This window comes from Amycolatopsis cihanbeyliensis (genome assembly GCF_006715045.1).
Lineage (GTDB): Bacteria > Actinomycetota > Actinomycetes > Mycobacteriales > Pseudonocardiaceae > Amycolatopsis > Amycolatopsis cihanbeyliensis.
Window position 1 is genome coordinate 3,047,842 of sequence record NZ_VFML01000001.1, and the last position, 18,882, is coordinate 3,066,723.

17 protein-coding genes are annotated in these 18,882 nt (G+C 70.2%); 7 read left to right on the forward strand and 10 right to left on the reverse strand.

The window, feature by feature from the left end; translation table 11 throughout:
• Positions 1-30: 30 nt before the first annotated feature.
• Entirely contained in the window at positions 31-1,509 is a 1,479-nt protein-coding gene (locus FB471_RS13550; RefSeq protein WP_141998373.1) for an MFS transporter, read from the reverse strand.
• Positions 1,506-2,264 carry a GntR family transcriptional regulator gene (locus FB471_RS13555; RefSeq protein WP_141998375.1) on the reverse strand — a complete coding sequence of 253 codons (759 nt, stop codon included), beginning with the start codon at positions 2,262-2,264 and terminating at the stop codon, positions 1,506-1,508. The genes FB471_RS13550 and FB471_RS13555 overlap by 4 nt, the downstream gene beginning before the upstream one ends.
• Positions 2,265-2,524: 260 nt before the next feature.
• On the opposite strand from FB471_RS13555, the gene FB471_RS13560 reads away from it, so the two are divergent.
• Both FB471_RS13560 and FB471_RS13565 read left to right on the forward strand, forming a co-directional pair.
• The gene (locus FB471_RS13560) at positions 2,525-3,583 is read left to right on the forward strand and encodes an SIS domain-containing protein (protein ID WP_246076393.1); all 1,059 of its coding nucleotides are present in this window, start codon (positions 2,525-2,527) and stop codon (positions 3,581-3,583) included.
• On the forward strand, positions 3,580-4,554 hold the full coding sequence (locus FB471_RS13565; RefSeq protein WP_141998377.1) for an N-acetylglucosamine kinase: 975 nt from the start codon (positions 3,580-3,582) through the stop codon (positions 4,552-4,554). Before FB471_RS13560 ends, FB471_RS13565 begins: the two co-directional genes overlap by 4 nt.
• A gap of 136 nt (positions 4,555-4,690) precedes the next feature.
• Here the strand turns inward: FB471_RS13565 and FB471_RS13570 are convergent, their stop codons facing one another.
• On the reverse strand, positions 4,691-5,383 hold the full coding sequence (locus FB471_RS13570; RefSeq protein WP_141998379.1) for a DUF3159 domain-containing protein: 693 nt from the start codon (positions 5,381-5,383) through the stop codon (positions 4,691-4,693).
• Between the two features lie 367 nt (positions 5,384-5,750).
• Here FB471_RS13570 and FB471_RS13575 point away from each other — a divergent pair, with 367 nt between their 5' ends.
• The 3 genes from FB471_RS13575 (at position 5,751) to FB471_RS13585 (ending at position 8,166) form a co-directional block, all read left to right on the forward strand.
• A complete protein-coding gene (locus FB471_RS13575) occupies positions 5,751-6,542 on the forward strand; it encodes an SGNH/GDSL hydrolase family protein (RefSeq protein ID WP_342779425.1) in 792 nt (263 codons plus the stop codon).
• Positions 6,543-6,787: 245 nt separating this feature from the next.
• Complete coding sequence (locus FB471_RS13580; RefSeq protein WP_141998383.1) at positions 6,788-7,294, forward strand: DUF6932 family protein; 507 nt, start codon at positions 6,788-6,790, stop codon at positions 7,292-7,294.
• On the forward strand, positions 7,288-8,166 hold the full coding sequence (locus FB471_RS13585) for a hypothetical protein (protein ID WP_141998385.1): 879 nt from the start codon (positions 7,288-7,290) through the stop codon (positions 8,164-8,166). The genes FB471_RS13580 and FB471_RS13585 overlap by 7 nt, the downstream gene beginning before the upstream one ends.
• A gap of 252 nt (positions 8,167-8,418) precedes the next feature.
• Here the strand turns inward: FB471_RS13585 and FB471_RS13590 are convergent, their stop codons facing one another.
• The 5 genes from FB471_RS13590 to ectA form a co-directional block, all read right to left on the reverse strand.
• Positions 8,419-11,277, reverse strand: a complete 2,859-nt coding sequence (locus tag FB471_RS13590; RefSeq protein WP_141998387.1) for an AfsR/SARP family transcriptional regulator — start codon at positions 11,275-11,277, stop codon at positions 8,419-8,421.
• Between the two features lie 316 nt (positions 11,278-11,593).
• Positions 11,594-12,430: an ectoine hydroxylase gene (gene thpD, locus FB471_RS13595; protein ID WP_425457103.1), complete on the reverse strand. Its 837-nt coding sequence runs from the start codon at positions 12,428-12,430 to the stop codon at positions 11,594-11,596.
• Positions 12,431-12,574: 144 nt separating this feature from the next.
• Entirely contained in the window at positions 12,575-12,991 is a 417-nt protein-coding gene (locus FB471_RS13600; protein WP_141998390.1) for an ectoine synthase, read from the reverse strand.
• 41 nt (positions 12,992-13,032) lie between these two features.
• A complete protein-coding gene (gene ectB, locus FB471_RS13605; RefSeq protein ID WP_141998392.1) occupies positions 13,033-14,286 on the reverse strand; it encodes a diaminobutyrate--2-oxoglutarate transaminase in 1,254 nt (417 codons plus the stop codon).
• A gap of 73 nt (positions 14,287-14,359) precedes the next feature.
• A complete protein-coding gene (ectA, locus tag FB471_RS13610) occupies positions 14,360-14,896 on the reverse strand; it encodes a diaminobutyrate acetyltransferase (protein WP_141998393.1) in 537 nt (178 codons plus the stop codon).
• A 365-nt stretch (positions 14,897-15,261) separates the two neighbouring features.
• Here ectA and FB471_RS13615 point away from each other — a divergent pair, with 365 nt between their 5' ends.
• Both FB471_RS13615 and FB471_RS13620 read left to right on the forward strand, forming a co-directional pair.
• Positions 15,262-15,735, forward strand: coding sequence for a GNAT family N-acetyltransferase (locus tag FB471_RS13615; RefSeq protein ID WP_142001891.1), 474 nt, complete (start codon positions 15,262-15,264; stop codon positions 15,733-15,735).
• Positions 15,736-15,769: 34 nt separating this feature from the next.
• Positions 15,770-16,345 carry an HhH-GPD-type base excision DNA repair protein gene (locus FB471_RS13620; protein WP_141998395.1) on the forward strand — a complete coding sequence of 192 codons (576 nt, stop codon included), beginning with the start codon at positions 15,770-15,772 and terminating at the stop codon, positions 16,343-16,345.
• A 44-nt stretch (positions 16,346-16,389) separates the two neighbouring features.
• On the opposite strand, the gene FB471_RS13625 is transcribed toward FB471_RS13620, so the two are convergent.
• Together FB471_RS13625 and FB471_RS13630 are read right to left on the reverse strand one after the other, a co-directional pair.
• The gene (locus tag FB471_RS13625) at positions 16,390-17,625 is read right to left on the reverse strand and encodes a DUF445 domain-containing protein (RefSeq protein ID WP_141998397.1); all 1,236 of its coding nucleotides are present in this window, start codon (positions 17,623-17,625) and stop codon (positions 16,390-16,392) included.
• A 130-nt stretch (positions 17,626-17,755) separates the two neighbouring features.
• Positions 17,756-18,838, reverse strand: a complete 1,083-nt coding sequence (locus tag FB471_RS13630; protein ID WP_141998399.1) for an epoxide hydrolase family protein — start codon at positions 18,836-18,838, stop codon at positions 17,756-17,758.
• Between the last annotated feature and the right edge of the window lie 44 nt (positions 18,839-18,882).

Consider the following 18,882-nt stretch of genomic DNA (forward strand, 5'->3'; position numbering starts at 1 on the left):
CGGCGGCGACCATCGGGGCAGGTGGGCTGCTCACTCCACGGAGTCGGCACGTTGCAGGCTGGGTGGCCCCTCGACCCCGCAGCAGGTCGGACTGTCCCGCTCGGCGGGCGCCAGCACGTCCTGCCGCACCCCGGTGGCGAGCAGGGCACCGAGCACTGCCAGCCCGGCGCATATCCACAACGAGGTCTGCCAACCCGCGGTGAGCGAATCCGGATCCGCGTAGGCCGCGCCGGAAAGCCCTGCCGCCGCGGGCAGCACGGCGATCGCCAGCAGGCCGCCGGTGCGCGCGATGGCGTTGTTCACCCCGGAGGCGACCCCGGCGACGTGGTCCGGCGCCGCGGCGAGCACGGTCGCGGTCACCGGAGCGACCACGGTCGCCAGCCCGAGCCCGAACACCACCACCGCGGGCAGCACGGAGCCCGCGTAGGACGCGCCGGGAACCACCCGCAGCAGCAACAGCATCCCGGCCGCGATCAGCAACGGCCCGGCGACCAACTGCGGGCGCGGGCCGATCCGGGTCGCCAGCGCGCCGGAACGACCGGAGAGCGCGAGCATGATCAGGGTGATCGGCAGGCCGGCCAGCCCGGCCGCGGTGGGCGAGTAGCCGAGTGAGACCTGCAGTTGCAGCACCATCAGCATCATCACCCCGCCCAGCGCCGCGTAGACGACGAGGGTGAGGCCGTTGGCCAGGGTGAAGGTGCGCTCGCCGAACAGCGCGGGCGGCACCAGCGGGGAGTCCGAGCGCGCCTGTACCCACAGGAACGCCACGAGGCCGAGCAGGCCCGCGCCGCCCGCGCCGAGCACGACCGGGTCCCCGGGGCCGCGCACCGGCGCCTCGACCAGCGCGGCGGTGATCCCGGCCAGACCCACCGCGCCGAGCGCCGAGGACAGCACGGCGGGCCGGCCACCCCGCTGCTCGTCGCAGGACTCCGGCACGTACCGCCGGGCCAGCCAGACGCACAGCACCGCGATCGGCACGTTGATCAGGAACGCCAACCGCCAGGACCACAGCTGCACCAGCAGTCCGCCCACCAGCGGCCCGATCGCGGCGGCGATACCGGACAGACCGGACCAGGCGCCGATCGCCCTGGCCCGGTCGGCACGGGCGAAGGTGGCCTGCAGGATGGCCAGTGAGCCGGGGGTGAGCAGGGCACCGCCGATGCCCTGCAACACCCGCGCCGCCACCAGGAGCTCGGTGCTGGGCGCGATCCCGCAGAGCACCGAGGCGGCGCCGAACCAGACCACGCCGAGCACGAAGATCCGGCGCCTGCCGTAGGAGTCACCGAGCGCGCCGGCGATCAGGATCAGCGCGGCCAGCGCGAGCAGGTACCCGTCCAGGATCCACTGCAGGCCGGCGACCGAGGCGTCCAGCTCCGCTCCGATCCGGGGCAGCGCGACGTTGACCACGGTGCCGTCGAGCATCGCCATGCCCGAACCGAGGATGGTGGTGGCCAGTACACCCCGCGCGGTCGCGCTCCCCCAGCGGACGCCCTCGGCAGGCGCGCTCACGGGCGATTCAGCGTGGTGACGAACTTGTACCGGTCGCCTCGGTAGATCGAGCGCACGAACTCCACCGGCCTGCCGTCGGTGGCGAAGGAGTGCCGGGACAGCAGCAGCATCGGCACCCCGACATCGGCGCCGAGCAGCTCGGCCTCCTGCGGACCGGCCAGCGCGGTCTCGATGGTCTCCTCGGCACGGTCCATCTCCACCCCGTACTGCTCGCGCAGCACCGCGTACAGCGAGGCACCCGCGGACACGTGCTTGCGCAGCCCACGGAACCGGCCCACCGCGAGATGCGTGGTCTCGATCGCCATCGGCTCGGCGTCGGCGAGGCGGAGCCGGTTCAGCCGCAGCACCTTGGCACCCGGCCGGATGCCGAGCAGCTTGGCCATCTCACCCTCGGCCGGGACCTCCTCGATGTCCAGCAGCTTGGAGGAGGGCTCGCGGCCCTGCGCGCGCATGTCCTCGGTGTAGGAGGACAGATGCAGCCGCTGGGCCAGCTTGGGCTCGGCCGCGAAGGTGCCCTTGCCCTGCACCCGGTGCAGCCTGCCCTCGGCGGTCAGGTCGGCCAGTGCCTGCCGGACGGTGGTGCGCGAGACGTTGAAGTCACCGGCCAGCGCTCGCTCGGTCGGGATCGGGGAGCCCGCGGGCATCGCGTCGAGCAGATCGAGCAGATGCTGCTTGAGCGCCCAGTACTTGGGCTCGCGCTGGCCGCGTGCGCCGGAAACCGCGCCCGCATCACCGGTTGGGGACGTCTCCAACATGACCGACTCCTCAAAGCTCTCCGCGGCCCCTGCCGGCCGCCAACTCACTCCGCGGCCCGTGCCGGCCGCCGTCCTGCGCTCCCCGCGCCACAAGCATGCCTGGTCAGCCAAGATGCTGCGGAGGAGACCTCGGAAAAAGTACCCTTCGCGGGTAGTCTGTCCACCGGTTAGCATTGGTCTAGACCTCAGGTGGCCTGCTCCTCAGCCGGGCCTGGCCGCCGGAGGCGAGCGAAAGTCGGATGGCGACAGCGGGGAGCGAGATGACCAGCAGCGAGCAGGCGAGCACCCAGCCTGGACAGCACATGGCCGCCGAGGTGGCCGCGCAACCGGAGGTGCTGGCCGGCCTCGTGGAGCGGCGGTCGGGCATCGCCGAGGTGGCGGCGGAGATCGCGCGGCGCCCGCCGCGATTCGCCCTGCTGGCCGCGCGGGGCTCCAGCGACCACGCCGCCCTCTACGCCAAGTACCTGATCGAGGTACTGCTCGGCCTGCCTGCCGGGCTGGTCTCGCCGTCCACAGCCACCCTCTACGACGCCCGCCCCGACCTGCGGGACGTGCTGCTGGTCGCGGTGAGTCAGAGCGGTGGGTCACCGGACCTGCTCGAGGTCACCCAGGCGGCGCGGCGGCAGGGCGCGCTGACCGTCGCGGTCAGCAACACCACCGGCTCACCGCTGAACGAGGCGGCCGAGCTCGCCGTGGACATCGGCGCGGGGGTGGAGAACGCCGTAGCGGCCACCAAGACCTACAGCGCCACCCTGATGGCGCTGTACCTGCTGATCGACGCGGTGCGCGGCGGCGCGGCCGAGCATGTCCGGGGCATCGGCGAGCTGGCGAGGCAGGCGCTGGACTCCTCGGCCGACGCGGTCGGCCGGGCGGTCGACCGCTACCGCTTCGTGGACCGGATCATCACCACCGGTCGCGGCTACTCCTACGCCACCGCGGCCGAAGCCGCGCTCAAACTCGCCGAGACCAGCTACCTTGCCGCGCGGGCCTACAGCGGGGCCGACCTGCTGCACGGGCCGGTGGCCGCGGTGGACGAGGAGACCGCGGTGCTCGCGGTGACCAGCGCGGGCAAGGGCGGCGCCGCCATGCACGAGGTGCTGGACGCGGTGGCCCAACGCGGGGCGGATGTGCTCGCGGTCGGGTCGGCCGCCGAGAAGGTACCCGCCGCGGTGCGGGTCGGCCTGCCGGAGACCGCCGAGGAGGTGGCGCCGATCCTGGAGGTCCTGCCGGTGCAGCGGCTGGCGCTCGGACTCGCGCTGGCCAGGGGCGGCGATCCGGACCGGCCGCGCGGGCTGCACAAGGTGACGAGGACCCGATGACGGGCACCGAACCCGGGCATGTCGTCGGCGTGGACACCGGCGGCACCTCCACCAGGGCGCTGGCCGTCGACGCCGGGGGCCAGGTGCTGGGCAGGGGGCAGTCCGGGGGCGGCAACCCCAACTCGCACCCGCCGGAACAGGCCGCCGCGCACCTCGCCGAGGCGATCGGCTCGGCGCTGGCCGACGTGCACCCCGCGCACACCATGGCCTGCACGATCGGCATGGCCGGGACCAGCAAGGTGCTGAGCGATCCGGATGTCGCCGCGGTGTTCCAGCGGACCTGGGAAGGGCTGGGGTTGGGTTGCCGGGTACACCTGGTCACCGACGCCGAGGCGGCCTACGCCGCCGCGACCTCGCGGCCGGACGGGACGGTGCTGATCGCGGGCACCGGGTCGATCGCGGGGCGGATCCGCACGCGCAGCCTCGCCACCACCGTGGGTGGGTACGGCTGGCTGCTCGGGGACGAGGGCTCGGCGTTCTGGATCGGCAGGGAGGCCGTGCGGTTCACCCTGGACGCGCTCGGCCGGGGGGAGCCACTGGACGGCCTGGCCGCCGCGGTGCTCGCCGAGGCCATCGGCCTGTCCGGTGTGGACCGGCTCACCGACGGCAAGCGGGCGGATGCCTGGCGCGGTCTGATCACGGCGGCCAACGCCGAGCCACCGGTACGGTTGGCCCGGTTCGCCCCGCTGGTCAGCGCGGCCGACGAGGCGGGCCAACCCGGGGCAGGTGAGATCACCGAGCGGGCCGCGGACCACCTGGTCGCGAGCGCGCTCGAGGCGCGCGAGCCCGGCGAGGACACCCCGGTGGTGCTGGTCGGCAGCGTGCTCGGTGAGCAGAGCCCGGTCGGGGCCAAGGTCCGGCGGCGGCTCGCCGGGTGCGAGGTACTGACCAGCCCGGACGGCGTGCTGGGCGCGGCCTGGCTGGCGGCGGTGGACGCCTTCGGCGAAGGCGCCGCCCGCCCGCGCTACTAGGGGAGCCGCCAGGCCCGCCTCGTAGGCGAAGGTCGTCAGCAGTACCCGGTCGTCAGCAGTACCCGGGTGGTCGCGCTGGAGTGACCGGGCCACGGTCGTGGATGCGCCACGGCTGATCCGGCTACAAGTGATCCGGCTACGAGCCGGACGTGCCCACGACCGGGTGCCGCAGGCCGGGGTGGTCGTTCGGCAACGCCCGGTAGAGCACCCAGCCGCTGACCGCGACGGTGAGCGCGACCAGCGGCCAGGACAGCACGGTGCGGGCGATCCCGAGGGCCACCACCTCGCCGGACCACCACAGCGAGCCGTACACCAGCACCCGCACCGTGTACTGCAGGAACACCCACACCCAGCTGGCCAGGGAGTAGGCACGCAGCAGCGCGGGATCGGACCGCCAGCGGGTTCGTTGGCCCAGTACCAGGCCCACCACCACGCCGAGCAGCGGCCAGCGGATCACGATGCTCGCCGCCCACGCCAGTGCACTGGCCACATTGGACAGTAGTTGGATCAGGAAGAAGTCCTCGGCCTGGCCGGTGTGCAGCGCGATCAGCGCCGCGCCGATCACGGCGGCGAGGCTGACCACCACGGCGCGGGACTTGTCCCCGCGGACCAGCCGGAGCACCCCGACCACCACGGCCAGCGTGATCGCCGCCCCCGCGCCCCAGGCGATGGACCGCCCGGCGAGCAACCAGCCCAGTACGAACGCCGCCGGTGGCAGGCTCGCGTCCAGTGCGCCCTTGCGCCCGCCGAGCACGGCGGCGAGTGGTTCTCGGCCGTGCCCCCTGCCGGATGCCGATCCGGGGGGAGGGGACGAGGGCTGCTCCGTCACGTCCCCTAGCCTGCCCCATGACCGCGCCGCGGTCAGCAGGTGTCGAGACCTTCGCCACAGTCCAGGGTCGCATCCCGGTAATGCGGCTGCGCCGAGGACCGACGACCCACGAAACTATGAGGGTTATGCACAATCCAGGCGACGGGGGCCGCCCGGAGCCTGCGGGGGCGGCTCGGGGCGCCTGGATACGAGGTGGGACACGGACGGCGGCCACACCTCCAGCTGTGCATAGCACTCATTTGCATAGACTCAATGACTTCCGACTGAACCGACGGTGGCGTAGGTCGGAACCGGGGAGGCATCCTGAAGTGTTGCTTAGGGGATGCAACCAATTCGGATGCACGGGCGGCGACGGAGGGAGAGCAGCGTGCGTGGCTTCGGTGGATTCGAGAGCTATGTGGCACTCGGGGACAGCTTCACCGAGGGTCTCAACGACGAACTGCCGGACGGTAGCTACCGCGGCTGGGCCGACCGGCTGGCGGAGATCCTCGCCGCCGAGCGTCCCGGCTTGCGGTACGCGAACTTCGCCCTGCGCGGCAAGTTGCTCGACGAGGTCGTCGAGGAGCAGCTTCCGGCCGCACTGGACATCCGACCCGATCTGGTGACGCTGTGCGCCGGGGGCAACGACATCATCGTTCCCGGTGCCGATGTGGACGCGGCGGCCGAGCGGTTCGAGGGGGCCGTGGCGAAGCTGCGCGCGGCCGGAGTCGACGTCCTGATCTTCACCGGGCCGGACACCAAGCAGATGTCGGTGATGAGCATCCTGCGCGGCAAGGTGGCGATCTACAACGCGCACCTGTGGGCGATCGCGGACCGGCACGGCGCCCGCGTCGTCGACCTGTGGGCCATGGACCCGTTGCACGACCTGCGCGCCTGGAGCGACGACCGGCTGCACTTCACCCCGGAGGGGCACCACAGGATCGCGCTGCGCGCGGCCGAGGTGCTCGGGGTGCCGACCGAGGGAAACTGGCGGGAGCCGTGGCCGGTGGCCGACGAGCACGCCAACTGGATCTCCCTGCGCCGCTCCGATCTGGAGTGGACCCGGATGTACCTGCTGCCATGGATCCGCCGCCACCTGCGCGGCGAGTCGATGGGCGACGGCCTCGCCCCGAAACGGCCGGAACTCTCCCCGCTCGGCGACGCCACCGATGCGCGCTGATGCCGGTCCGGATCGCGACGGCCTCCGGCGCCACCTAGGGTCCGGGCGTGTCCGCGCGCCGCGCGGCGGCTGATAGGTTCGAACACCCAGGCGACCGGGGCGCCTTCCACACGCAATCATTCAGAGCCTGTTCCTGAACCGGACCTGACTGCCTGAGGCGAGCGGAAGTACGCGCGGTCTGGGAAGACGCACTCAGCGATGGTGGCTGTCCATCCGGGACCGAGGGATCGAGGTAAGGAGGCCGAATGCCGCTCCCGCACTGGACTCCGGACGGGCTCCTGCCGCCGGGCAGACATGCGGCCGACCTCTCGGACATCTACGAGCGGCTGGTCTGGGACGCCCCGCACCGCAACACCAGGGAGAACCTGTTCGGCGCGTTGAGCGGCTACCTCGGGATGGTGGCCAAGCTGATGCCGTCCGGGCGGGCCTGGGTCGGCGGCGGCCTGGTGTTGCGCACCGAGGAGGCACCCCAGGACATCGACGTGGTGCTGCTGCCGGACGACTGGGGCAGCCTGAAGCGGCTGTCCGGCCCGGCACGGGCCGCGTTCTACGGGCTGCTGACCCTGCGCGGGGTGATCGTCGAGCAGCCGGTGATGTACCTGGACCAGGTACAGCCGGTCGGCGGGCTGCTGGACGGGTTCCTCTGCCGGCCGGGGGACGAGGAAATCTGGGCGAAGGCATGGTCGGCCGTCCGCGGGCCACATGGCCCGATCGACGGGCTGACCAAGGGCTACGCGGAGGTGACGTGGTGAGCTTCCGGCACATCACCGAGGACATCCCCGGCGGCACCTGGCTGGACGACCTCGCCAGGGCCTCCTCGATGGCCGCGCACGCGAAGTTCGAGCGGACCTGCCGCTCGCCCCTGCTGCGGGTCTCGGTACTCGGTACCACCCAGCTGGACGCCTATACCTTCTCCGATATCGGCAGGGCCCTCCAGGACGCCACGGCGAAGGTCGGCCATATCGTCCGCAACCCGCAGGCCGAGATCACCTCGGTGCAGCCGGCCGACCGGGAGAAGGCGCCGCTGATCCAGCGCGGGCAGGCCGGCAACACGATCTTCTTCGGCTTCCCGGACACGGTGGACGAGGACGCGCTGATCCACGACGGGATCGAGACGCTCTCCGAGCGCGCGGTCAAGGAACTGTGCGACTTCCTCCCGGTCAACGGCTCCGACGACGGCGCGCTGGACGCCGTGCTGCTGCAACGGGACACCGTGCGCAACGCGGTGAGCGACATCGTGAACGCGGTGGCCAAGAATGCCGGGGTCGGGCTCACCCTGCTCCCGACCACCGGGGATGAGGTGGCCCGCAGCATGACCACCGAGCAGGCCCGCGTGCTGCAGGGCAGCCTGCGGGAGTCCAGGGAGGATGTCGGCTACGAGACCGTCACCGGCAGGCTGGACGGGGTACGCACCCGGCGGCGGATCTTCTACCTGGAGCGGGACAGTGGCAGCACGATCCAGGGCGCCGTGGCACCCGACCTGCTGGACGAGATCAAGCTGAACCTGGACCAGCCGGTGACCGCGCGGCTGCGCGTGGTCCGGACCACCACGATCGACGGCCGACGCGGCCGTCCGGTCTACGAGCTGCTCGACATCCGCTCCGAGACCAGCCTGTTCGACTGACTCCGAGACCCGACTCGTGAGGAGGACGCCGAGCCGGAACCGGCACGCGTCCGCCAGGGCGGACCGGCCGGCGTTCTCCCCTGTGGCGCCGACCGGTCCGCGACGGATCGTCTCGGGTGACCCGTCCACGTCCACGGAGCCATCCCCCTGTCCCCGTGGATGCGGCGCTCCACCGCGCCCCTCCCCAGGGTCGTGTGGTCAGCGCCGCTTCCGCACACTACGCCGAACGCCCCGCACACCACTAAGAACTCGCTAAGAGCCGGCGGGTGGCACCGTGTCGAGCTCGGCCCGGATCTCGTCCACCGCATGCGGACTCACCCGTTCGTGTAGTTCCACTGAGGCGGCGAACTGGGCTCTGGCGCCCGCGACGTCACCCATAGTCCGCAAAACCCGGCCTAATGTGAGACGCGACACACCCTCTTGCAGCACAAGCCCCCTCGCCTCGGTCACCGCGATCGCCTCCTGTGCGTACCGCTGCGACTCCGCCGGCCGGCCGATCGCCAGGTACATCTCGGCGAGGTTGTTCAGGGAGACCACGGCATAACTGTCGTCACCGAGTTGACGATCGATCTCCAGCGAACGGAGCTGGTGCGCGATCGCCTCGTGGTAGCGGCCGGAGCGCTTCTCCGCCTCCGCGCAGTTGTTCAGCGCCTGCCCGCCCAGCGCCAGGTCGCCGAGGCGTTCGGTGTCCTCGATCGCGGCGCTCAGCCGGGAAATCGCCTCCGCGTAGCGTTCCCAGAGGGTCAACGCGCAGCCGAGGTGGATGTTGGCCGAGATCAGCAGCCGCTCGTCGCCGAGGCTGCCGGCGATCTCCAGCGCCTCCTCGGCATCGGCGAGGCTGCCCTCGGCCCGGCCGAAGATCAACGCCACCGCGCACCGCGAGATCAGCATCCAGCACCGGCCGAGCCGGCTGCCCGAGTCCTCGGCCGAGGCCAGCCCGAGGTCCACCAGCTGCCGCCACTCGTCCCACAGCGGCCGGACGACCCGGTAGGTGTGCACCACCCTGGCCAGCTGCCAGGCCTCGGTGTGCGACCCGCGGGAGCGGGCCTGGCGGATGATCGCCAGCAGGTTCGGCCACTCGGCCGCGAACCAGTCCAGTGCCTCGTCGAACCCGGCGGGCTCGGCGGCGACCCCCGGCAGCCCGGTGAACTCGAGCGGGTCGACGATACGCAGCAACCGCCTGCGTGCCCGGTCGGCGGAGGCCTGGTAGTAGCGCAGCGCACCGGTGAGCACCTCGGTGCGTTCGTCGCCGGTCAGCTCGGCCTCGGCGAGGTCCCGCAGGTACAGCCGGACCAGGTCGTGTGGGGTGAAGACGTCCGGCGCGGTCTCGGTCAGCAGGTGGTGCGCGGCCAGCACGCGCAGCCCGCGCCGCGCGGTGTCGAGATCGGTGCCGCGGGCGGTGGCGACCAGGCCCACCGCCGCCGAGCAGGCGGTGAGCGCGCCGAGGGCGCGGAAGATCGCGGCGGCCTCGGCGGGCAGGCCCCGGTAGGACACGTCCAACGCGGCCCGGACGCTGGTGTCCCCGCCCTCGCCGTCCGCGATGTCCAGCGCGGCCAGCCTGGTCCGCTCGCCTGCCAGCTCCTCGAGCAGTTGGGTCGCCGTCCATTCCGGGGCCGCGGCGAGCCGCGCGCCCGCGATGCGCAGGGCCAGCGGCAGGTGTCCGCACAGCCGGGCGAGCCGGGCGTGTCGCCCGTGCGGGTCCGCCCCGGCCAACTCGTCGATCAGCCGGACCGCGTCCTGCGCCGCGAGCACGTCCAGGGCGTACAGCTTGGCGGCGTTGGAAACCGCGAGACCGTCCAATCTGGACCTGCTGGTGATCAGGGTCATCGAGCGCGCTCCCGGCGGCAGCAGCGGCCGGACCTGCTCGGCGGTGCGGGCGTCGTCCAGCAGCACCAGCACCTTCTTCTCGGCCAGCAGCGAGCGATACAGCGCGATCCGTTCCGGCAGCCGCTCGGGCAGCTCGGCGGCGGGCACCCCGAGGCCGAGCAGGAAATGGGAGAGCACCTCGGCGGGGTCGGCCGGCTCGCGGTGCGGGTCGAACCCGCGCAACGCGGCGAACAGCACGCCGTCCGTGAAGGCATCGACGGCGTCGTGCGCCCAGGAGACGGCCAACGCGCTCTTCCCGATCCCGGCGGCGCCGGTGAGCACGCCGATGGCGCGCGCACCCTGCTGGGCGCGCACGCGCAGGTCGTTCAGCCAGGACAACTCGGCGGCGCGACCGGCGAGACTGGGCACGGCGGGCGGTAGCTGGGTGAGCGCGAGCCTGGTGCGCGGCCGGCCGGTGTGCTCGGCGAGCTCGTCCTTGAGCAGCTGGTCGTGCAGGGTACGCAGCTCCGGGCCGAGGTCGATACCGAGCCGCTCGCCGACCTGCCGGGAGGCCCGCCGGTAGACCTCGAGCGCGTCGGCCCGCCGCCCGGAGCGATACAGCGCCAGCATCAGCTGCCGTACCGCGCGCTCGTCCGCGGGATTGTCCCGGACCAGCGGCGCCAGCTCGGCGATCAGCTCGGCGTGCCTGCCGAGTTCGAGGTCGGCGTCCACCCTGGCGCCGTGCACGGCCTGGCGCAGTTCGTCCAGCGCGGGTGCGGCGACGGAGGCGGGGACGCCGCCGAGCGCGGGCCCCTGCCACAGGGCGAAGGCCTCACCCAGGAGTTCGGCCCGCCGGGCAACCGGCGCGACGGCCGCGCGCTCCAGCAGGGTGCGGGCGCGGTGCACGTCCACCCGCTCCGGGGCGATCGTCAGCCGGTATCCCGGGGTGGCGGTGTGGATCTCGACCGGGGCGGCGCCCGACCGGTCCGGCTGCTCCCCGTGCAGCGAGCGGAGCACCCTGCGCAGGTGCGACACGTTGCCGTGCACGATGGTCCGCGCGGTGGCCGGCGGCTCGTGGCCCCACAGGCCGTCGATGATGTCGTCCAGGGTGACCACCTTGTTGGCATCCAGTGCCAGCAGGGCGAGCAGGCCGCGCACCCCGGGGCCACCGACCGGCACCTGCCGACCGTCGGCGATGAGTTGCACCGGGCCGAGAAGCTGGATACGCACGTCTGCCGAGTCCACCGAGTCCCCCACGCCGACGTCGCGTGCGTCCACATCGCGCTCCCGTGTCCGACTCCCCATTCGTAACGGACATCGAAAGTACCGCGCGGCTCGGCGGGCAGGGGGCGTTTCGGCCGGGATCGACGCTCCGCCCGGTCAACCGCACCCGATCAGACGAGTGCGGCCCCGCACCATCAGTCCCGATCTGATGGTGCGGGGCCGCACTCGGTGCTACTCGACGGCGGCTCGCAGGACGCTCCGCCGGATGTCGTCGCCTCCGAGAGGCCCGGATCTCACCCCGAGCGAAAATCCGGCCCGCCTTCGGCGTGACCCACACAACATAACAAAGCGCGAGCGGGTCGCTACAAGCGGCCCACCCGCGCCGTGTTTTGCCTGGTCAGCGCGACAGCGGGGTGAAGTCCCTGCTACCGATGAACCCGGGCCGCCGCTTGCTCACCGCGAACGGCTCCACCAACGCGTTCTCCACGCTGTTGAACACCAGGAAGATGTTCGACCGCGGGTACGGCGTCACGTTGTTACCGGAGCCGTGCATCATGTTCGAGTCGAAGAACAGCGCCGAGCCTGCCGGCCCGGTGAACTGGTCGATCCCGTGCTCCGCGGCCAGCTTGGTGATGTCGTCCTCGGTCGGGACGCCGATCTTCTGCTCCTTGAGCGAGGTCTTGTAGTAGTCCTCCGGCGTCTCCCCGATGCACTGCACGAACGTGCGCTGCGACCCCGGCATGAGCATCAGCCCGCCGTTGAACGGGTAGTTGTCGGTCAGCGCGATCGAGCAGCTCACCGCTCGGGGGCGGGGCATCCCGTCCTCGGCGTGCCAGGTCTCGAAGTCGGAATGCCAGTAGAACCCGGAACCCCGGAAACCCGGCATGTAGTTGACCCGGCTCTGGTGGATGTACACCTCGGACCCGAGGATCTGCCGCGCCCGGTCGAGGACCCGCGGGTCCCTGGCCAGCTCGCTGATCAACTCACTGATCCTGTGCACCTCGAAGATCGACCGGACCTCGCCGGAGGCCTTCTCGGTGATGACACGCTCGTCCGCCTTCAGCTCCTGGTCCGAGGACAGCCGCACCAGCTCCTGCCAGTAGCCCTGAACCTCGGCAGGCGAAAGCAGACCCTCGACGATCGAATACCCCTTGGCATCGTGCGATGCCAGGTCGGCGGCGTCGCCAGGTCCGTCGGCCTCGCCGCCCCACACGGTCGGGTCCATCCGGTCCATGAGTTCCGGTTGGCCCGCGATCCGGGTCGGGTAGCTGTCCTCCACACGAGTGTCCGTGAGCGTCAAGCTGCTCGCCTCCTCACAATTCCTTCCGGTTTTTTCTGCCCCATTCTTTTGGTGGTAGGGACGCCAGTCAGTTCGGCGTCAGGAGGTGACGTCGCCCGCCAGGTCGTCTTCCTCGCGGACGAGCGGGTACACGCCGTTCTCGTCGTGCACCTCCCTGCCGGTCACCGGCGGGTTGAACACGCACACCGTGCGCATGTCCGTGCGCGGCCGCACCTGATGCTTGTCATGGTTGTTCAGCAGGTACAGCGAGCCCGGCTTGAGCTGGTGCGTCTCGCCGGTAGCCTTGTCGGTAATCTCGCCTTCGCCCTCGAAAACGAACACCGCCTCGATGTGGTTCGCGTACCAGAAATCGTTGACGGTTCCCGCGTACAGCGTGGTCTCATGCACCGAGAAACCGGCCTTCTCCTTGGCGAGCACAATTCGCTTGCTGCGCCAGTTCGGAGTCTTGATATCGGCGTCGGTGTCGGTGACCTCATCGAGGGTACGGACGATCAAAACACTCTCCTTTGGTTCCGCGGCATGGGTGGTCTGCTGGTTCAGGGCGAGAGTACGGCCTTGACCGACTCCTCGATGATCTCCAGGCCCTGGGTGAACTCGGAGTCCGTGGTGGTCAGCGCGGGCAGCAGCTTCACGACCTCACCGTCCGGACCGGAGGTCTCCATCAGCAGGCCCCGGTCGAAGGCGGCGGCGCATACCTTGCCAGCCGTCTCGCCGTCCGGAAACTCGAGGCCGCGAGCCAGGCCACGACCCTTGGCGACCAGCCGCGCGTCCGGGTAGCTCTGCACGAGCTCCTTGAACACGCCGCCGATCCGCTCGCCCTTGGCCTTGGTCGACTTCTCCAGCTCGTCGTCCCGCCAGTAGGTGCGCAGCGCCTCGGTGGCGGTGACGAAGGCCGGGCTGATGCCGCGGAAGGTGCCGTTGTGCTCACCGGGCGCCCACACGTCCAGCTCGGGGTTGATCAGGGTGAGCGCCATCGGAAGGCCGTAGCCGCTGATGGACTTGGAGAGGCAGATCATGTCCGGCTTGATCCCGGCGTCCTCGAAGCTGAAGAACGGGCCGGTGCGCCCGCAGCCCATCTGGACGTCGTCCAGGATCAGCAGGATGCCGTGCCGCTTGCACAGCTCGGCAAGGCCCTGCAACCACTCCAGCCGGGCGGCGTTGATCCCGCCCTCGCCCTGCACGGTCTCCACGATCACCGCGGCGGGCTCGTTCAGCCCGCTGCCGGAGTCCTCCAGCAGCCGCTCGAAGTACAGGAAGTCCGGGTAGGCGCCGTCGAAGTACTTGTCGTAGGGCATCGGCGTGGCGTGTACCAGCGGGATGCCCGCGCCGCCACGCTTCATCGAGTTCCCGGTCACCGAGAGCGCGCCCAGCGTCATACCGTGGAACGCGTTGGTGAAGTTGATGACCGATTCCTTCCCGGTCACCTTGCGGGCCAGCTTCAGCGCGGCCTCGACCGCGTTGGCGCCGCCGGGGCCGGGGAAGATCACCTTGTACTCCATGGAGCGCGGCTTCAGGATCACCTCGTCCAGGCTCTCCAGGAAGTCCCGCTTGGCCACGGTGAACATGTCCAGCGAGTGCGTTACGCCGTCCCGCGATATGTAGTCGATCAGCGCTTTCTTCAGCGCCGGGTTGTTGTGCCCGTAGTTGAGCGCCCCCGCCCCGGCGAAGAAATCAAGATAGGCTTTGCCGTCCTCGGCGTAGAGCCAACTCCCCTGCGCCCGGTCGAACACGGCCGGCCAGCCACGACTGTAGCTGCGCACTTCCGATTCGAGCGTTTCGAAGATGCTCACACTAACTCCGTCTCTTACTCTGTTCGTGCCCAGCGGGCGACTACTAACGTTTTCTTGTCACCCGGGCGACGTATCACGCACGGTCGGCGAGCGGACCGATGCGGTAAATGTGTTCCGCTTCGTGCTCATCCGGGAAATCCGCGGCCGCGAACAGCTCCGCGGTCTCCAGCTCGGCGTCCCACCGCTCGGCGAACGAGCGGAACAACCGGATGGACGCTTCGTTGTCCGGTGTGATGGTCGTCTCCAGGTACCGCACACCGTGCCGCACCAACCCGATGAAGAGGGTATCCAGCATGCGGCCGGCCAAACCACGACCGCGTTGCGAGTCGTCCACGGCGACCTGCCACACGACGGCGGCGTCCTGCTTCGACTGGCGACGGTAGCCGATCACGAACCCGACGGCTTTTCCGTCTACTCGCGCCACCACGGACGTATCGGTGAAATCATGGCACCATAGCAAGTAGGCGTACGACGAGTTCAGGTCCAGCTTTTGCGAATCGCGCGCGATTCGCCAGAGGGCCGCACCATCCGACTTGGTGGGTGATTCGATCACCACGTGGTCGGCCGCTGCATTGTCGCCGTTGGCACGCTGTGTGTGCTTTCCGGACATATCAATGCAACCTAACAGAAGCTTTTGCCCAGCTCAGCCGCCCTGCGCCCGCGGCAGGCTACCTACCTGCGGCGATGAAGAAACAGGTGTGACAATGACGACAAAAGTATACCGCCACCGGACCTGTCGTGCTAGGTGCGCAGCACAAGCAGCCTCGGCTTGGCCGCGGTATCCGCACGCTGACCAGCGTCGAGGCTGACTACGAGCACACGGTAGTGGGACGACCGCGGAAACGCGAGTGGGTAAGTGTCGAATACTCCACTCGGCCGCACCAGCGACCGTCGACGACTCCACCGGCCCGGTCCGGACGGTCGGGACATGCCGCCGATCGCCAGGCGGGGCAGAACCGCGGGATGATCGGCGGCATGAAGGGCATCGCCATCCGTCCGGCCAGGCACGACGAGCTGGCCGCTGTTGCCGAACTTCGATGGCAGTGGGTCCGGGAAAGCGGAAGGTCGCCCGGCACCACGCACGACGAGTTCGTGTATCGCTTCGTGACATGGGCAGGCCGGCACGTGCACTCCCACCGTTGCCTGGTCGCCGTCCGCGACGGCCCCGTTGTCGGCATGGCGTGGTTGGCCATCCTCCAGCGGGTACCGACCCCGCTTGCCGTCGAACGGGCGTCCGGCGATGTGCAATGCGTCTACGTCATGCCGGCGGAACGAGCCAGTGGCTTGGGGGGTCGGCTGATCCGGGCGGTTCTGGAGCTCGCACACGAACTTGGGCTCGAGCGCGTGACCGTTCACTCCAGCACCCGAGCCGTTCCGGCGTACTCACGTCACGGATTCGCGGCGTCCCCACGTCTGCTTCAGGCCGAGCCCGCCACCTCGTCGAGGTAGTTCCCCCTTCGCCTCGACGTGCGAATATGAGTCCATGCCGAACAAGCTCACCCTCACCGGCGACGCCGAAGCCGACAGGCTGCTGTCCAGCGACCCGTTCGCCCTGCTCACCGGCATGCTGCTGGACCAGCAGATCCCGATGGAGGTCGCCTTCATCGGTCCGCGGAAGATCGCGGACCGGATGGACGGTTTCAGTATCACCAAGATCGCGCGGACCGATCTCGAGGAGTTCGTGGCGCTCTGCGTGCGGCAGAAGCCGGGCATCCACCGCTACGGCGCTTCGATGGCGCGCCGGATACACACGCTGGCGCGGCACGTCGTGGATGCCTACGGCGGCCGCACCGAGGCGATCTGGACCGAGGGTGACCCGGACGGCAAGGAGGTGCTGAAGCGGCTCAAGGCGCTGCCCGGTTACGGCGAGCAGAAGGCGAAGATCTTCCTCGCCCTGCTCGGCAAGCAGCTCGGCGTCCAGCCGGCGGGCTGGCGCGAGGCCGCGGGCGCCTACGGCGAGGAAGGGTCCCGCCGCTCGATCGCCGACGTCACCGACCCGGACACCCTCGCCGAGGTCCGTGCCTTCAAGAAGGCGGACAAGGCCGCCGCCAAGAAGTAGCTCCGGACCACGGACACGGGCTGCTGACCCACTCCCGCCCCGCGTCAAGGGGTCAGCAGGAGGACGGCCTGGACCTGGAGCTCGCCGACCAGGCCGCCGAGCAGGGCGCCGGTCAGGATGAGGATCCATTCGTCCTGCTGGAACGCGGGCCGGAGCAGGCCCTCGAACTCCTCCGCGTCCAGCTCCTTCATCTTGTGCACCAGCAGGTTGCGGATGTCCATGGCGTCCTCGGCGTAGTCCTCGATGTAGCGCATGGTCTCCGGGAGCCTCGCCATGATCTGCTCGGAGATCCGCAGCTTCATCGTCTGGTACCGCTTGCCGCCCACGGCCAGCACCACCAGCGGCTTCGCCACGCTCGCGTGCCGGGACAGTTCCAGGTCGACCTGCCGCTGGATCAGCGCGAGCACCTTGTCCGACAGCGGCCCGCGCAGCACCGCCTCGATCACGTTGTGCGGGGTGATGATCTCCTTCGCGATCAGCTCGGCGTAGGCCTCGGACACCTCGGCGCGGCGTTTGAGGAACAGCCCCTGCCACTCGAACAGTCCGAAGTAGCGCACCGGCTGCTTCGGATGGAAGATCATCTTCAGCGCCAGCCAGTCGGTGAACCAGCCGATGAACAGGCCGAACAGCGGCATGATGATGGGGACCTTGAACAGCACCCACACCACCATCTGCACCACGCCGATCAGGCCGCCGAAGTAGATCCCGGAGTGGGCGATGAACCGGAACTCCTTGCGCCCGGCCTCCTGGAAGATCCGGTTCAGCAGCGCCTTGTCCTTCACCAGGCTGGTGACGACCATGTCCTTGAGGTCGAAGACGCTGTCCACGTCCCGCTTGATGGTGGCCATCACCTCGGCGACCATCTTCGGCGCCTCGGCCTGCACCCGGCTGATCACCATGCGCTGCACCCGGTCCGGCAACGACTCCCACAGTCCCGGCTGGTACTCGGCCGCGATGTCCCGGACGATCTCCTCGGCCGCGGCCAGTAGCGGCTTCTCGATCTCCCGCGCGATCCGTTCCGGGTCCAGCCGGTTCACCACGTCGCTGGGGCGAATCAACTGCCGGGTCATCGTGTCGCAGGCGATGCCCGCCATCCGCGCCGCGCGTTTCGGCACGATCCCCTGCCAACCGAGAAACGGCTTGATCCCGGCGAACTCCAGCGGGGCGAACATCATCCGGATCGCCAGCAGCTTGGTCACGTAGCCGATCAGCGCCGCGACGATCGGGATGGAGCAGTAGATCGGCCAGTTCCGCGTGAAATCATCCAGGATCGCGTCCATGACCACCCCATCCCGACACTCGGAGTGACCATCGTCACACGATGGTCGAAGATCCGCATCGCCCACGCGGGGCAGTTGCCCCCGCAAGCACCCGGCACGCGCCGACGCCGCAACTGCTACCTGAAACCTCCTACCCGAAGAACGTGCCGACGTCCGCGGCGAACGAACCGGGTACCTCCAGCGCGGGAAAGTGGCCGCCACGGCCGAACTCGCTCCAGTGCGTGATCCGGTACGACCGTTCGGCGAAGGCGCGGATGGGCAGGGTGATGTCGTGCGCGAACACGGCCACACCCACCGGCACCGGGCAGGCAAGGGACCCGCCAGGCCCACCGCGGGTGCTCTCCCACCGCAGGCGGGAGGACGAGGCCGCGGTCCCGGTGAGCCAGTACAGCATGACGTTGGTGAGCAGCCGATCGAAGGAGATCTCGCCCGCCGGGTCGGTCCATTCGGCGAACCTGGCCGCGATCACGGCGAGTTGCCCGACCGGCGAGTCGGCCATCCCGTAGGCCAGCGTCTGCGGCTCGGTCTCCTGCATGACCTGGTAGCCGGGCCGCCTGGCGAGGTACTCCCCGATTCCCGCGAGCCTGCGCTGGTCCGCCGCGGACAGCTCACCCACCCCCTCGGCGGGCGGGGGCGTCGGAAGGTAGCTGAGGTGCACCCCGACCACCGCCTCGGGCGCGAGCGCGCCGAGCGCGCGGGAGATCGCGGAGCCCCAGTCACCGCCCTGCGCCCCGTACCGGCGGTACCCGAGCCTGTGCATCAACTCCGCCCAGGCACGGGCGACGCGGTGCACATCCCAGCCGCGCTCGCGGGTCGGGCCGGAGAAGCCGAACCCCGGGATCGAGGGGATCACCAGGTGGAACCGTCCGGCCAGCGGCTCCAGCACATCCAGGAACTCCACAATGGAGCCGGGCCAGCCGTGCGTGAGCAGCAGCGGGAGCGCGTCCTGCCGGGCGGACCGCAGGTGCAGGAAGTGCACCCGCTGGCCGTCGATCTCGGTCGTGTACTGCGGCAACGCGTTCAGCCGTTCTTCCTGCGCCCGCCAGTCGTAGTCCTCGCGCCAGTATCGGGTCAGCTCCCGTAACCGCGCCTGCGGGAGGCCGTAGTCCCAGCCCGTTCCGGGTAGTTCGTCGGGCCAGCGGGTCCGGTCCAGCCGCTGGTGCAGGTCGGCGAGTGCGTGTTCCGGGATCTCGACGCGGAAGGGCGTGATCACGACATCTCCTCATTCGTTGGTCGTTCAAACATTAGTCGAACCAA